Consider the following 14,804-nt stretch of genomic DNA (forward strand, 5'->3'; position numbering starts at 1 on the left):
TTTATACGTTCATTCAAGCCCACTCTGATGAGCACGCTGTGGCGAAGATGTGCAAAGTTCTTAAAGTATCATCAAGTGGCTATTATAAATGGCTAAGGATCCAGAATAAACCTCAATCTGAGAAAGATGCCTACCGTAAAGAAATCAAGCAAAAAATAAGTAAATCATTTCACGAGAGCTATGGTACGTATGGGAGCCCCAGGGTCCATGCCGACTTGGTGGAGTGGGGTTATACCATTTCTCAAAAGACGGTTGCACGTATGATGAAAGAGATGGGTTTAACAGCCACACCAAAAGAAAAGTTTGTCATTACTACTAATTCAAATCATGATTTACACATTTATCCTAACCTGCTTAATCGCCAATTTAATGTTGAAAAGCCCAACCGAGCATGGGTAACTGACATTACGTACATTTGGACGCTTGAAGGCTGGGTTTATTTATCATCCGTTATGGATCTATTCTCAAGAAAAATCGTAGGCTGGAGTATGGCTTCACATATGAAAAAGGAGCTATCCATACAAGCATTAAATATGGCGATTGTTACAAGGCAGCCTAGTGAAGGGTTAATCCATCATTCGGACCGTGGGTCCCAGTATTGTTCAAATGATTATATCGACATCCTGAAAGGGAAAAACATGCATATCAGTATGAGCAGAAAGGGCGATCCTTACGACAATGCATGTATTGAGTCTTTTCATGCCACAATCAAGAAAGACTTGATCTACAGAAGACGCTTTAAGACCAGGGCTGAAGCCGTAAAAGCCATTAATCATTATTTAAATAGTTTTTATAATGAAAAACGAAAACACTCTACTTTAGGGCACAATTCACCGAATCAATTCGAGAGAAACCACCGGCAAGATGAAGTTGCATATACCTCATAATATAGCCATTTGGTGTTAGGAAATGAGCAGTCATGCTTTTCGACTGATCATTTCTAATACCGTACCAAACGAAGTGCGGTAGTGGTTTGGTTTCTAAAAGTCTTAAATTTTACTGTCCACTTTCTTGACAGAAGACCAATCAAGGACAATTTGAGTGAAATCAGGAGTGGAAATGTCCTTGATAGGCGGTATCAAAGACAATTTGAGTGAAATTGGGAAGGGAAATGTCCTTGATAGGCGGTATCAAAGACAATTTGAGTGAATTCGGAAAGGGAAATGTCCTTGATAGGCGGGATGAAGAACATTAAGAGTGAAAGCTGAAAGGGAAAAGTCCTTCATTAGCCGAATGAAGGACTTTTTAAGTGGATTCAGAAAGGAAAATGGCTTTCATTGGTCCAATCAAAAATAAAGACATCATTGTTTATTCATTTTATCCCTGTACTTAAAATGAATTGCAATCATCTTTAAGGCTGACCCAAAATCAAAGGTTGCGAGGATGACCAAAAGGTAGCTGAAGAAGCCCCAGCCATTGTTTTGGACATCATCGATAGCAAAATAGGTGAACAGGGCACCAAGTATTAAATAAATCAAACCGGAAAACAAAGGTGAACGTCTCATAGAAATCCTCCGATAAAGTTTTGAACTGCCTCTGCCTCACGGATCAGCCGCTCAATGTCGTCCTTATAGACCGACTGAACAAGGACGACCATCGTGTTCATGGATACATGGGCGAAAATCGGCACCAGGATGCGTTTGGTTTTTACATAAAGAAAAGCAAAGGTAAAGCCCATCGCCGAGTAAATAAGCAGATGCTCAGGCTCCATATGGACAAGCGCAAAGACCACCGAGCTGATTAGGGCAGAAATAAAGAAATTAAACCGTTTATAAAAAGCCCCAAAGATAATTTTTCGAAACACAATTTCTTCTAAAATAGGGCCGATAATACTCGTTACAAGAATGGCCAAGGGAAAGGCATTAATGATCGTGAGGATTTCCTGTGTATTTTTAGAGCCCAATTCAATCCCAATAAGGCGCTCAATGATGGCAGCCGTATATTGGGCAAAAAGGGCAAGGAAAACCCCTAAAATCGCCCACTTTATCGAATGTCCGATTGAAGTGTTTCTCTCACTATGGACCTCAGGCTTCATTTCTTTTCTTAGGATAACAAGAATGATGAGAAAGGCAAGGGTGAAACTTGTGATCAGCCAAACCGGTACCACAAATTCCTGCCTCCATCCAAAAAGGCGAAATCCAAACATAAATGCAGGAATCCCAGCAAAGCTGGAAAGCTGCATGGCAATATAAACAATAAGGACAATCCAGTATTCCTTTTTCAAATCAAAACTCCTTTTCCATCTATTTTTTCCAATCGAAATGTAATCAATCACTATTCTTCATTCTACCTTTAATAACAAATTAGTTTCAATTTATAATGCCTGCTTTGAAAAGATTGAATAGAAATATGGATTTTATCCATACTTTATAAGGTGGAAAAAAAGGGTAACTTTTTTTAATAAATTTTATGCATCAGACTTGCAAAAGATTTTTAGATTGATTATTATAATAATTGTGTTAGCACTCATCATAGTCGAGTGCTAATAAATGACCGAATAACACATATTTGAGGAGGTTGTTTGAATGTTAAGACCATTAGGTGATCGCATCATCATCGAACTCGTTGAATCAGAAGAAAAAACTGCAAGCGGTATCGTATTACCGGATACAGCAAAGGAAAAGCCTCAGGAAGGAAAAGTTGTAGCTGTAGGTACTGGCCGTGTGCTTGACAATGGCGAGCGCGTAGCTGTTGAAGTTTCTGTAGGCGATCGCATCATCTTCTCAAAATACGCTGGTACTGAAGTGAAATACCAAGGTACTGAATACTTAATTTTACGTGAAAGCGACATCCTTGCTGTAGTTGGAGAATAAGAAAAATAACTAGCTTTAATTATAAGAGGAGGTTTTTTAACAATGGCTAAAGAGATTAAGTTTAGTGAAGACGCTCGCCGCGCAATGCTTCGCGGTGTTGATACACTTGCAGATGCAGTTAAAGTTACTCTTGGACCTAAAGGACGCAACGTGGTTCTTGAGAAAAAATTCGGTTCACCATTAATCACAAATGACGGTGTAACGATTGCAAAAGAAATCGAATTAGAAGATGCATTTGAAAACATGGGTGCAAAGCTTGTTGCTGAAGTAGCCAGCAAAACAAACGATGTTGCCGGTGACGGTACAACAACTGCAACAGTTCTTGCTCAAGCGATGATTCGCGAAGGCTTAAAGAACGTAACTGCAGGCGCTAACCCAATGGGCATCCGTAAAGGTATCGAAAAGGCAGTTACTGCTGCTGTAGCAGAGCTTAAAGCTATTTCTAAACCAATTGAAGGCAAAGAGTCTATCGCTCAAGTTGCCGCTATTTCTTCTGATGACAAAGAAGTTGGCCAATTAATCGCTGAAGCAATGGAGCGCGTAGGCAACGACGGCGTTATTACAATCGAAGAATCTAAAGGCTTCACTACTGAATTGGATGTAGTTGAAGGTATGCAATTTGACCGTGGCTATGCTTCTCCATACATGGTAACAAATACTGACAAAATGGAAGCTATCTTAGACAATCCATTTGTATTAATCACTGATAAGAAGATTACAAGCATTCAAGAAATCCTGCCTGTTCTTGAGCAAGTGGTACAGCAAGGCAAGCCATTATTGCTGATTGCTGAAGATGTTGAAGGTGAAGCACTTGCAACTTTAGTACTGAACAAGCTTCGCGGAACATTCAATGCTGTTGCTGTTAAAGCTCCAGGCTTTGGTGACCGCCGTAAGGCAATGCTTGAAGATATCGCTGCTCTAACTGGTGCTGAAGTGATCACTGAAGAGCTTGGCCGTGACCTTAAGTCTGCTACAATTGCTTCTTTAGGACGCGCTGCTAAAATCGTTGTCACAAAAGAAAACACAACAATTGTTGAAGGTGCAGGAAGCACTGAAGCAATCCAAGCCCGCGTAAACCAAATCCGCGTTCAATTAGAAGAAACTACTTCTGAATTCGACAAGGAAAAATTACAAGAGCGTCTTGCTAAATTGGCTGGCGGTGTAGCAGTTATCAAAGTTGGTGCTGCAACTGAAACAGAATTAAAAGAGCGTAAGCTTCGTATCGAAGACGCATTAAACGCAACTCGTGCTGCAGTTGAAGAAGGTATCGTATCCGGTGGTGGTGTTGCCCTTCTTAACGTATACAGCAAAGTGGCTGAGCTTCAAGCTGAAGGCGACGAGCAAACAGGTATCAACATCGTTTTACGTGCGATGGAAGAGCCAGTCCGCACAATCGCTACTAACGCTGGTCTTGAAGGATCTGTTATCGTTGAGCGCTTAAAGCATGAAGAAGTAGGTACAGGCTTCAACGCTGCTAGCGGCCAATGGGTAAACATGATCGATGCTGGTATCGTTGACCCAACTAAAGTTACTCGTTCAGCTCTTCAAAACGCTGCCTCTGTTGCTGCTATGTTCTTAACAACTGAAGCAGTTGTTGCTGATAAGCCAGAACCAGCTGGTGCAGGCATGGGTATGCCTGACATGGGCGGAATGGGTGGAATGGGCGGCATGATGTAATATCAGCCCCAATATCTAGGGTTTATAAACGTCAAATCGGAAGCTTTTCATAAGTTGAATAAACTTGTGGGAAGCTTCTTTTTCCATTTCTTGTGTTAAAATGAATATATAATTATTTGTTTCAAAACATGAGAGTGGGGGGATCGGAAAAAATGTACACTATTCTTACATACTTTGTTTCCCTGTTCGTGATTGTGATCTCAGTATTTACAACTCTTTATATTAAGTCCGAACTAGAGCGGGTATTACATGAAAAGACAGATACTGTCCCTTTCCATATTTGTAATGTAGTAATCATTTTAATGGCTTCTCTTTTGGCCCATGCTGTAATGACTAAATACGTCCTTGGGACTGAATTTGGCTTAATTTTGCAATTGGTCATCCACGTATGCATGATCCTCCCAATTTATATATTAGGTCATTTCGGAGTTGAAAAATATAGATCAATTTACCGAAAATACATGACCACAGAAAACCGGAAAGTGGTTGTACTTAATGAAAAGTACGTAAAAAAGAAGAAACGTTTTACAAAATTAAATAATTATAATGCCGCTTCAAAGGAAAAACAAAGAAAACGTTACTATACTAAATAATCAATTGCAAAAACCACTTCCTATAGCTAATTAGGAAGTGGTTTTGTTGTTGTTATTACGAATTCTTACCTGTCTTTGCTACTTTCATCGCCTCTTTAATATACTCAGCCGATTGATGCAGCCATTCCATTTCTTGAGAATCAATTGAAATTTCCAATTGCTGCTCCACACCATTTCTGCCGACGATGCATGGCATACTTAAGGCAACATCGCCATCATAGCCATATTGTCCGTGTAAGGTTGTGCAAACAGGATACACACTGCGTTCATCCAGCATAACCGCCTTAGCTAGTGTAACTGCGGCCTGGGCAACACCGGCATTGGTCCACCCTTTACCATTTAACACATCAAAGGCTGCCTTTACCACCTGCTGCTTAACTTTCTCACGACTTAATGGTTCTTTACCTTGAAAAACTTGGTCTAATTCTTTTTCGCCAAAGCCCTGCACATTTAAGCGGCTTAACACAGGGAAAGCGGTATGGCCGTGTTCGCCCATCATATAACCTGTTACGCTTTTTGGATCGATGTCATAATTGTCGGCAATGATTTTACGAAGGCGGGCGGAATCAAGCATCGTGCCGGTTCCAAATACCCGCCCCTTCGGATAACCGAATTCATTTTCTGCTATGTAGACCATAGTATCTAACGGATTTGTAATCAAAATAATGATCGCGTCTTTTGTATATTTCGTAATTCCCGTCATGACTTCACGAATGACCTCTGCATTAACAGCTGCCAATTGGGCTCTGTCCGGCATCTTATCATCTTCGCTTTTCAGCATGCTCGGGCCGGCAGCGCAGATAATCACGTCCGCATCGGCACATTCGGAATAATCACCGGAACGGACCGTTGTGTTCGACATATAGGTAAGAGAGGTTGCGTGCGCTTGGTCAAGCGCTTCGCCAAAAGCAACATCCTTATCGATATCAATGACTGCAATTTCCGCAAATAATCCTAATTTCATGGCATCTGCGAGAACATAAGAGCCGACATGGCCCACTCCTACTACAACTAACTTATTTCTTTTCATTGGTTAACCTCCTAAACAATCAATGTAAACATTTTATCACAATAGGGAAAATAATTTTTATTTTTTGTCAATTTACTAACTCCTTCCTCATATCGATCAATACATATTTTTGTTTGTAAATTTCTTTTGAAAATAAAATAAAAAAAACCAAGAAAATAGGACTATGAAAAATTAGGATAATTTGCCGTTGATTAAAGAGATAACCCCATTTATTGAGGAACATCCAGCCATTTATCATCTGAAAGTCTAATTATTATAAAATGGGGGTCTTCACCGGAATATCCATCTATTTACATATCTTTATACGCCATTAACAAATGCCAAATATAATCAAATTTGTGGTTCAGAATTTTAATCCTGAGAGGAGAAAAATCATGACAAATGAGAGAGCATTGGACGAACTAGTAAGGAAGTTTACCGAAGATAGTATGAAAAAAAATATTGACCGCCGCAGTTTCCTTCAAGGAGCCGGCAAGATAGCGGGGGTGTCCCTAGGGCTGGCCATTGCTAATTCATTGGGCGGCTTTAAGGTAGAAGCTGCTCCAAATTTCAGTGTCTACCCATTTACCCTTGGTGTTGCTTCTGGCGATCCCCTGTCAGACAGCGTCGTTTTGTGGACAAGACTAGCTCCGGATCCATTGAATGGCGGAGGAATGCCGTCTCATGTCGTTCCGGTCAATTGGGAGCTTGCTACTGATGAAAACTTCCGCAACGTCATCGGGCGGGGAACAGAACATGCTTCACCCAGTCTCGGTCACTCTGTTCACGTTGAAGTGAGCGGCCTAAAGGCCAATGCGGTTTATTATTACCGTTTCAAGTGTGGAAATGAACTAAGCCCTGTTGGAAAAACAAAGACACTTCCTGCAGCAGGTGCCAGTGTAGCAAGCATGACATTCGCATTCGCTTCCTGCCAGCAGTTTGAACACGGCTATTATACGGCCTACAAGCATTTGGCCAAAGAGGACCTAGATCTTGTGTTCCATCTCGGAGATTACATATATGAATACGGCACAAATGAATATCTTTCGGATACGGGTAATGTCCGTGCCCATCAAGGTGACGAAATAATCACTCTTGAAGACTACCGCAACCGCTATGCCCAGTATCGTTCCGATGAACACCTCAGAGCAGCGCATGCTGCATTCCCTTGGGTGGTGACATGGGATGACCATGAAGTGGAAAACAATTACGCAAATATTACCCCTGAAAAAGGACAGTCTGTTGAAGCGTTTATCAAGCGTCGTGCCGCTGCTTATCAGGCTTATTACGAGCATATGCCGCTTCGCAAGTCGCAGTTTCCTCAAGACGGCGGCATGCAATTATACCGGGATTTCACTTATGGTGATTTGGCAAACTTCTTTGTCCTTGATACACGCCAGTACCGTGATGACCAGGCGAATGGAGATGGATCGAAAGCTCATACACCTGAATCCTTAGATCCAAAACGGACTCTTCTTGGTGCTCAACAGGAACAATGGCTGTTTGACAATCTAGGAAACTCGAAATCTCATTGGAACGTTCTTGCTCAGCAGATTTTCTTTGCACAGCGCAAATCTGCAAGTACTCCGCCGAAGTTCAGCATGGATTCATGGGACGGCTATCCGGCCCAACGCCAACGTGTGACAGATTTTATTGCCGGCAAGAACATGGATAACGTAATTGTTCTTACAGGAGACGTTCATGCAAGCTGGGCTAGCAACCTGACTACTGACTATAACAATCCTGATGCTCCAATTTTTGGCGCCGAGTTTGTCGGGACTTCGATTACTTCCGGTGGAAACGGCTCCGATTTGCGTGCTGACACGGCGAAAACTTTAGCGGACAACCCGCACATCAAATTCTTTAATAATTACCGCGGTTACGTTCGCTGCCAGGTCACTCCAGAACAATGGCGCGCCGATTATCGTGTCGTTCCATTCGTGACCGAGCTGGGAGCAGATATTTCAACAAGAGCATCATTTGTTTATGAGAAAGACGAGAACGGGCTAAAGGAAATAGCAACCACTACGGTGCCTATGGGTGTCCAAATGTCTGCAGAAGTGGAAGAAGACCGCCACCGTGCCCATGCCCGTGCGCATGAAATTCAATTGGAGAAAAAGCGCAAAAAAGAAGCCGTTCCTAATTAAATCAAACAGAAAAATGGATGAATGGCACATAGTTATTTGCAACAAACTGGTGGCTGCCATTTACGTAAAAAGGAGATGATCCACAATGCTGTCCAATATCGGTATTCCAGGATTAATTTTAGTGCTTGTCATCGCTCTGATCATATTCGGGCCATCCAAGCTGCCGGAAATCGGCCGGGCATTTGGTCGGACATTAACCGAATTCAAAAGTGCGGCAAAGGATTTAGTATCTGATGACAACAAAGAGGAAGCGAAAAAACCCGCGCTTTCCGCTGTGAAAAAAGAAAACTAATGGAAAGAGAGCAGGCGAGGCTACACGTCCGCTCTCTTTCTGTGTAAAAAATAGGAGGGTTCAAAGGATGGAAAACAAAGAGCTGCATCTGGGAGATCATTTAGAGGAGCTTCGGCGGCGGCTGATTATCACGTTGCTGGCATTTATTATTTTTCTCATCACCAGTTTTATTTTTGCGCAGGATATTTATAAATGGCTTGTAAAAGATCTTGATGGAAAACTGGCAGTCCTTGGTCCAAGTGACATCCTTTGGGTCTACATGATGATTGCGGCTGTATTTGCAATCGCGGCAGCCATTCCGGTTGCTGCCTACCAGATTTGGCGCTTTGTGGCACCCGCACTGCATCGTGAAGAAAGGGTGGTAACCTTAAGGTTCATACCTGGGCTATTCCTGCTGTTTATAGCGGGGATCTCATTCGGGTATTTTGTGCTGTTTCCAATCGTTCTCGGATTTTTAACCAAACTGTCAGCTGGACAATTTGAAACGATGTTCACCGCGGAAAAATATTTCAGGTTCATGATCAACCTTACACTTCCGTTTGGATTTCTGTTTGAAATGCCGCTTGTTGTCATGTTTTTAACGAGACTAGGGATTCTCAATCCGGTTAGGCTGGCCAAGGCTAGGAAACTATCCTATTTTGGACTGATTGTCGTATCCGTTCTTATCACTCCGCCAGATTTCCTCTCGGATGTTCTGGTGATTGTCCCATTGCTTGTCCTATATGAAGTGAGCGTATCACTGTCTAGAATTGTGTACAGAAAAAAATTGCAGCTTGAGGCCGCTCTAGAAAACCATGGCTTAGCAGAAAGCGGACAGTCATATTCATAATGCCTATTGGCTAAGAAAAAAGGTCGCGGGAGAACTCCCGCAACCTTTTTTTGAATAAATCCTCTATCAATTACTCCTCAACTTCTCCGCAATACTGGCTGATTAGCTTTACTGCCCGGGTCTGGCTGATATTTAAATCCTTTGCTACTTTTCTCGAACTCTTATATTTTTTATACGACTGGGCAATTAACGTTTTCTTTACCTGCTCAATGGCATCGTCAAGTTTTGCGGGAAGGCTGTACTGAGTTTGCGGCTGGATGTTTTGCGAAATGAGCTCAGGCAGGTCATATCTCTGGATGGTAGAGTCGCTGGTGACAACTAGCCTTTCCATTACATTTTCAAGCTGGCGGATGTTTCCCGGCCATGAGTATCCATAAAAGATATTCATGCATTCTTGAGAGATAATTTTATTCATCTCATATTTTTTATTAAATTTATATAAAAAATTATAAGTCAGAGGAATAATGTCTTCTCTGCGCTCCCTTAGCGGTGGAAGGTGAATATCGATGATATTTAAACGGTAAAATAAATCCTCGCGAAAATCTTTCTTCCCCACCATTTCAACTAAATCTCGGTTTGTGGCTGCGATGATCCGGACATCCACTTTTTTCATTTCGTAACCGCCAATCGGCAGATATTGTTTGTCCTGGATGACCTGCAATAATTTTGCTTGCAGCGACAAAGGAAGCTCACCAATTTCGTCCAGAAACAATGTCCCTTGATCCGCTATCTCCAGTAATCCCTTTTTACCATGCTTGCTGGCACCGGTAAATGCTCCTTCGGCATAACCGAAAAGCTCTGATTCGAGCAGGTCTTCAGGCAGGGCTGCACAGTTTAGCTTCAGAAATGTTTTGTTTTTCCGCTTGCTTATGTCATGAATGTACTGAGCCAGCACGCCTTTTCCTGTTCCGGATTCCCCTTGAATTAATATGGTTGAATCTACCTTCGCAATTTTTTCACAGACCTTCAGAATGTCCTTCATTTTTTGACAATTCGTGATTGGAGTGGAGTGATGAGATTCTGCTGGATGATTTTCTCTTTCTTTTTTAATCTGCTTAAACGTTTGCATCTCTTGTGAGGTCGTGACAATTAGTTCAATTTCATTATCCTCGTTTAATATGGGAACTGCCGTCGTTAATAGCTCAGCCCCAATATAGGTGGACTGCCGGATGGTTACTGGCTTTTTTTCCTTAAATACCAAAGGAACAATCGAGGGCTTCCAATACCCCATTTCAAATAATTCCGCATTTAGTTTTCCGACGACATCCTCTGGCTTTAAACCATAATGCTTTTCGCAAACACTATTAACAAAAATAATCCTTTGATCCCGGTCAATGACAAATATTTCGTCAGAGGAATGATCCAAGATCTTTCTTAATGTTTCACCTGTTATTTCGGGTATTTGGATATTTTCTAACATAGGAGGACAGCTCCTTAATGAGTTTGAGTTGAATGTGATTCGAATGAGTTGGAAACAACTCGATTTTAGGCTAAGAATTGAATGAAAATTGGCACTTTTCCTAATTATAACGCGGATTTAATAATTGGCATGATACTTGCATTTATAAAAATAAGTGATTTAAATCACACTAATACAATTTAACAAAATATTCGTTCCTTTGTAAACGGTTTATTCTGAATTCTCTCGTTTATTGGGAACAAGTAAGATGAATTGTTTCTGACTCAATTACGTAATCTAGAAGATTCATAGCAATTTATCTTGTTAATAAAGAATTTTAGGATAAAAGGAGAGAATTAGTATGGCAACTTATAATCCAGTCGTAAACAAGTCGAACAAAGTTTATGAAAGAACATTAACTTATGATTTATACACAGACCCAAAGGTGTATCAGCAGGAAATGAATGATGTGTTCGCTAAGTCATGGCAGTTAGTTGGTCATGTAAGCCAAGTTGAGAAAGTCGGCCAGTTCTTTTCCTGTGAAGTGGCAGGCGAGCCAATTCTTGTTACCCGCGGCAAAGACGAAGTGATTCGTGCATTTTACAATGTCTGCCCGCACCGTGCAACAAAACTTGAAAAAGAAGACGCTGGAACGAAGAAAATTTTTGCCTGCGGCTACCACGGCTGGACATTCCATTTAGATGGACAGTTGAATAAGGCTCCAAACTTCACTGGCGAAGATGCCCATTGTGTCAGCGATCGCTGCTTACGATCTGTAAGAATGGAAATTGGAGAGGGACTCATTTTCGTTAATCTTGATGATCATGCTGCACCTTTAGCTGAAGTGTACGGCGATTTCTTCGATCGTCTAGCAAAGTTCCCATTCTTAGGCGAACTTAAGAGAATTAACCAAAAAACGCGTGTGATTAAAGCAAACTGGAAAGCGTTTATCGACAACTATTTAGAGTGTGACCACTGCCATGTTGCACACCCTAGCTTTGTAGCAACTCTTGATATGAAAAACTATCAAATTGTTACTTGCCAAAACTATTCCGTTCAAGCATCAGTGGTTAAACCGGATAAAACAATGGGTACAACTGACTTAAATGAAGCTGAATTCCAAGGTGGGGAGTTCTACTGGTTATGGCCAAACCTAATGGTAACAATCTATCCAGGACCTGCCAATATGGCAACTATTCAAATGGTTCCGATTGACCAAGAAACAACTTTAGGAGTGTACACTTACTATTTCAGGGATGAGAATTTATCCCAAGAAGAACAGGACCTTGTAACATTTGCGGAGCAAGTAAGACAAGAAGATGTGGAGTTAGTAGAGTTGGAGCAGATTGGATTCCGTTCCCGTGCCTTTAACCAAGGAGTTTATTCTTCCTCCGAAAAAGCAATTGTACAATTCCATGACATGGTATTGGAGGCGTTAAGACGATGAGTAAGGTGGCAGCAGCTGAGAAAAAGCATTTGTTTATTAATGGAGCAGACGTAGAGGCGGCAGAATATGCCCCTCTTTACTCCCCATATTCTGGAGAACTGATTGCTGAGATTGCGTTGGCAGATGAAAAACTGACAAAGGACGCCATAAAATCAGCTCAAGCAGGATTTCGAGTAATTTCAAAAATGCCGTCCTATCAGCGGGCAGCCATTTTGGAGAATGTCGTAAAACTATTAGAAGAAAGGTTAGAGCAAGCGGCAGAAGTTATTTCAAGTGAGTCAGCTAAGCCGATTTCTTTTGCGAGAGGAGAGGTTTCAAGAACAATCGAAACCTATAAATTTGCAGCGGAAGAGGCAAAAAGAATTCACGGGGAAACTCTTCCTTTTGACGCTTCTCCCGGCGGTGTAGGAAGAGTCGGTTATACTCTCCGCAAGCCGATTGGGGTGATCGGTGCGATCACGCCGTTCAACTTCCCTATGAATCTAGTGGCCCATAAGGTAGGACCAGCGATTGCATCAGGCAATTCCATTGTGTTAAAGCCGGCTTCGCAAACACCATTATCCGCTCTTTACATTGCAGAGCTTTTCAAAGAGGCAGGCCTTCCGGACGGTGTATTAAATGTGGTAACAGGTTCTGGTTCGGTTGTAGGGGAAGCGATCATCCGCGATGACAGAGTTGCGATGATTACATTTACCGGCAGCCCGGCAGTTGGAATTGCGATTCGCAATAAGGCGGGGTTGAAAAGAACAACTTTAGAACTTGGCTCTAATGCAGCAGTTATTTTGGATAAAGATACAAATATTGATCAAATCATCGACCGCTGTGTGATGGGGGCTTTCTCCAACCAAGGCCAAGTATGTATTTCTTTACAGCGCGTGTATGCCCATGAAGATGTGTATGATCAATTTGTTGAAAAGTTTGCGGCGGCGGCAAAACTATTAAAAATAGGTGACCCGTTAAACCCTGATACGTATATATCAGCGTTAATTTCCAAAAAAGAAACAGAGCGCGCGGCATACTGGATTGAAGAAGCGAAGCAAAATGGCGCAGAGATAGCAGCTGGCGGTAAGCTTACAGGAGATGGGGTTTTAGAGCCGACTATTATAACCAATGTTGACCCGAAACAAAAGGTGTCTTGCCAGGAAGTATTTGCTCCGGTTGTAATTGTGAATAAGGTAGGTTCCGTTGAAGAAGCAATTGAATATGTAAATGATTCAAGATACGGGCTCCAGGCTGGGGTTTATACAAAAAATGTTGATAAGGCTTTGTTTGCAAGCGAAACGCTAGAAGTCGGGGCGGTGATGATCAACGACATTCCTACTTTCCGGGTAGACCATATGCCATATGGCGGTGTGAAGGAAAGCGGAACTGGACGCGAAGGGATCAAATATGCAGTTGAGGAAATGACAGAATTGAAATTAGTTGTTTGGAACCGAGGAGACAAATAATGAGCACATATAATATTGCTGTAATACCCGGGGATGGAATCGGCCCCGAGGTATTGCAGGAAGGAATAAAGGTTTTAAATAAAATTGCAGAGTTAGATGGCAGCCTAAAGTTCGAGTACACATATTTTCCATGGGGCTGTGAGTACTATTCTAAACACGGTGTCATGATGGATGAGGATGGAATCGAAAAGCTCAAGGGTTTTGACGCTATTTTTCTAGGTGCAGTCGGATTTCCGGGTGTACCTGACCATATTTCCTTATGGGATTTGTTGTTGAAAATCAGAAAAAGCTTTGACCAATACATCAATATCCGTCCAATTAAGTTAATCAATGGCGCCCCATGTCCATTGAATGATATTAATCGGAAAGATGTGGACATGCTGTTTATCCGTGAAAACAGTGAAGGGGAGTATGCCGGGGCTGGTGATTGGTTATTTAAGGGCCAAGAAAATGAAGTCGTGCTGCAAACCGGAGTGTTTTCCCGCAAAGGCACTGAACGGGTGATCCGCTACGCTTTTGAAACAGCAAGAAAAGAAGGTAAATCTCTAACTAGTATCAGTAAGGGAAATGCCTTAAACTATTCGATGGTTTTCTGGGACCAAGTATTTGAGGAAGTCAGCAAAGACTACCCGGATGTGAAAACGGCTTCCTATCTCGTTGATGCAGCAGCGATGCTGATGATTACCAATCCGAAACGATTTGAGGTGGTGGTTACTTCAAATTTATTTGGTGATATCTTAACAGATTTAGGTGCAGCTCTAGCTGGAGGAATTGGACTGGCTGCCGGTGCAAACATTAATCCAGAAAGAAACTTCCCATCGATGTTTGAGCCAATTCATGGCTCTGCACCGGATATTGCAGGTAAAGGATTGGCTAATCCGCTGGCGACGATTTGGTCAGTGAGTCAGCTGTTAGATCATTTGGGATACGAAAACTATGGCAAGCTGGTTCTTGATGCCATCGAGGAATTGCTTGTGGAAGGCAAGGTATTGACGCCTGATATGAAGGGGGCAAATTCCACCTCTGAAGTTGGAAAACGGGTGGCGGAAATTCTGGTCGTTCTTATAGGTGAGAAATAAACTGTATAAATATTATTTTTTATCATAATACGCTCCGAATTATTGGAAAATTCTATCTGATTAAAATATTT

14 protein-coding genes are annotated in these 14,804 nt (G+C 41.9%); 10 read left to right on the forward strand and 4 right to left on the reverse strand.

The window, feature by feature from the left end:
* Positions 1–11: 11 nt before the first annotated feature.
* A complete protein-coding gene (locus ACZ5B7_RS01425) occupies positions 12–887 on the forward strand; it encodes an IS3 family transposase (protein ID WP_464494408.1) in 876 nt (291 codons plus the stop codon).
* A 414-nt stretch (positions 888–1,301) separates the two neighbouring features.
* Here the strand turns inward: ACZ5B7_RS01425 and ACZ5B7_RS01430 are convergent, their stop codons facing one another.
* The gene (locus tag ACZ5B7_RS01430; RefSeq protein WP_213121189.1) at positions 1,302–1,505 is read right to left on the reverse strand and encodes a YdiK family protein; all 204 of its coding nucleotides are present in this window, start codon (positions 1,503–1,505) and stop codon (positions 1,302–1,304) included.
* Positions 1,502–2,224, reverse strand: a complete 723-nt coding sequence (locus tag ACZ5B7_RS01435; protein ID WP_464492335.1) for a lysostaphin resistance A-like protein — start codon at positions 2,222–2,224, stop codon at positions 1,502–1,504. Before ACZ5B7_RS01435 ends, ACZ5B7_RS01430 begins: the two co-directional genes overlap by 4 nt.
* A 301-nt stretch (positions 2,225–2,525) precedes the next feature.
* Between ACZ5B7_RS01435 and groES the strand changes: the two genes are divergently transcribed.
* The 3 genes from groES (at position 2,526) to ACZ5B7_RS01450 (ending at position 5,083) form a co-directional block, all read left to right on the forward strand.
* Positions 2,526–2,813, forward strand: coding sequence for a co-chaperone GroES (gene groES, locus ACZ5B7_RS01440; RefSeq protein ID WP_464492336.1), 288 nt, complete (start codon positions 2,526–2,528; stop codon positions 2,811–2,813).
* Positions 2,814–2,855: 42 nt separating this feature from the next.
* Positions 2,856–4,490, forward strand: coding sequence for a chaperonin GroEL (gene groL, locus ACZ5B7_RS01445; RefSeq protein ID WP_464492337.1), 1,635 nt, complete (start codon positions 2,856–2,858; stop codon positions 4,488–4,490).
* Between the two features lie 152 nt (positions 4,491–4,642).
* Positions 4,643–5,083 (forward strand): hypothetical protein, encoded by a 441-nt coding sequence (locus ACZ5B7_RS01450; RefSeq protein ID WP_464492338.1) that lies wholly within the window; start codon positions 4,643–4,645, stop codon positions 5,081–5,083.
* A gap of 55 nt (positions 5,084–5,138) precedes the next feature.
* Here the strand turns inward: ACZ5B7_RS01450 and ACZ5B7_RS01455 are convergent, their stop codons facing one another.
* A complete protein-coding gene (locus ACZ5B7_RS01455; RefSeq protein WP_464492339.1) occupies positions 5,139–6,113 on the reverse strand; it encodes an L-lactate dehydrogenase in 975 nt (324 codons plus the stop codon).
* A gap of 374 nt (positions 6,114–6,487) precedes the next feature.
* Here ACZ5B7_RS01455 and ACZ5B7_RS01460 point away from each other — a divergent pair, with 374 nt between their 5' ends.
* The 3 genes from ACZ5B7_RS01460 (at position 6,488) to tatC (ending at position 9,360) form a co-directional block, all read left to right on the forward strand.
* Positions 6,488–8,239 carry an alkaline phosphatase D family protein gene (locus tag ACZ5B7_RS01460; RefSeq protein ID WP_464492340.1) on the forward strand — a complete coding sequence of 584 codons (1,752 nt, stop codon included), beginning with the start codon at positions 6,488–6,490 and terminating at the stop codon, positions 8,237–8,239.
* Positions 8,240–8,324: 85 nt separating this feature from the next.
* Positions 8,325–8,531, forward strand: coding sequence for a twin-arginine translocase TatA/TatE family subunit (locus tag ACZ5B7_RS01465; RefSeq protein WP_213148362.1), 207 nt, complete (start codon positions 8,325–8,327; stop codon positions 8,529–8,531).
* 67 nt (positions 8,532–8,598) lie between these two features.
* Positions 8,599–9,360, forward strand: coding sequence for a twin-arginine translocase subunit TatC (tatC, locus tag ACZ5B7_RS01470; RefSeq protein WP_464492341.1), 762 nt, complete (start codon positions 8,599–8,601; stop codon positions 9,358–9,360).
* A 70-nt stretch (positions 9,361–9,430) separates the two neighbouring features.
* Here tatC and ACZ5B7_RS01475 read toward each other — a convergent pair whose 3' ends face one another.
* Positions 9,431–10,780, reverse strand: coding sequence for a sigma-54 interaction domain-containing protein (locus ACZ5B7_RS01475; RefSeq protein ID WP_464492342.1), 1,350 nt, complete (start codon positions 10,778–10,780; stop codon positions 9,431–9,433).
* Positions 10,781–11,120: 340 nt separating this feature from the next.
* Between ACZ5B7_RS01475 and ACZ5B7_RS01480 the strand changes: the two genes are divergently transcribed.
* Genes ACZ5B7_RS01480 through ACZ5B7_RS01490 form a run of 3 tightly spaced genes read left to right on the forward strand, consistent with a single transcriptional unit; the run spans position 11,121 to position 14,733 of the window.
* The gene (locus ACZ5B7_RS01480) at positions 11,121–12,206 is read left to right on the forward strand and encodes an aromatic ring-hydroxylating oxygenase subunit alpha (protein ID WP_464492343.1); all 1,086 of its coding nucleotides are present in this window, start codon (positions 11,121–11,123) and stop codon (positions 12,204–12,206) included.
* Positions 12,203–13,654 (forward strand): aldehyde dehydrogenase family protein, encoded by a 1,452-nt coding sequence (locus ACZ5B7_RS01485; RefSeq protein WP_464492344.1) that lies wholly within the window; start codon positions 12,203–12,205, stop codon positions 13,652–13,654. Before ACZ5B7_RS01480 ends, ACZ5B7_RS01485 begins: the two co-directional genes overlap by 4 nt.
* The gene (locus ACZ5B7_RS01490) at positions 13,654–14,733 is read left to right on the forward strand and encodes a tartrate dehydrogenase (RefSeq protein ID WP_464492345.1); all 1,080 of its coding nucleotides are present in this window, start codon (positions 13,654–13,656) and stop codon (positions 14,731–14,733) included. The genes ACZ5B7_RS01485 and ACZ5B7_RS01490 overlap by 1 nt, the downstream gene beginning before the upstream one ends.
* Positions 14,734–14,804: the final 71 nt, after the last annotated feature.

The sequence above is a fragment of the Neobacillus sp. S1115 genome (genome assembly GCF_055385565.1).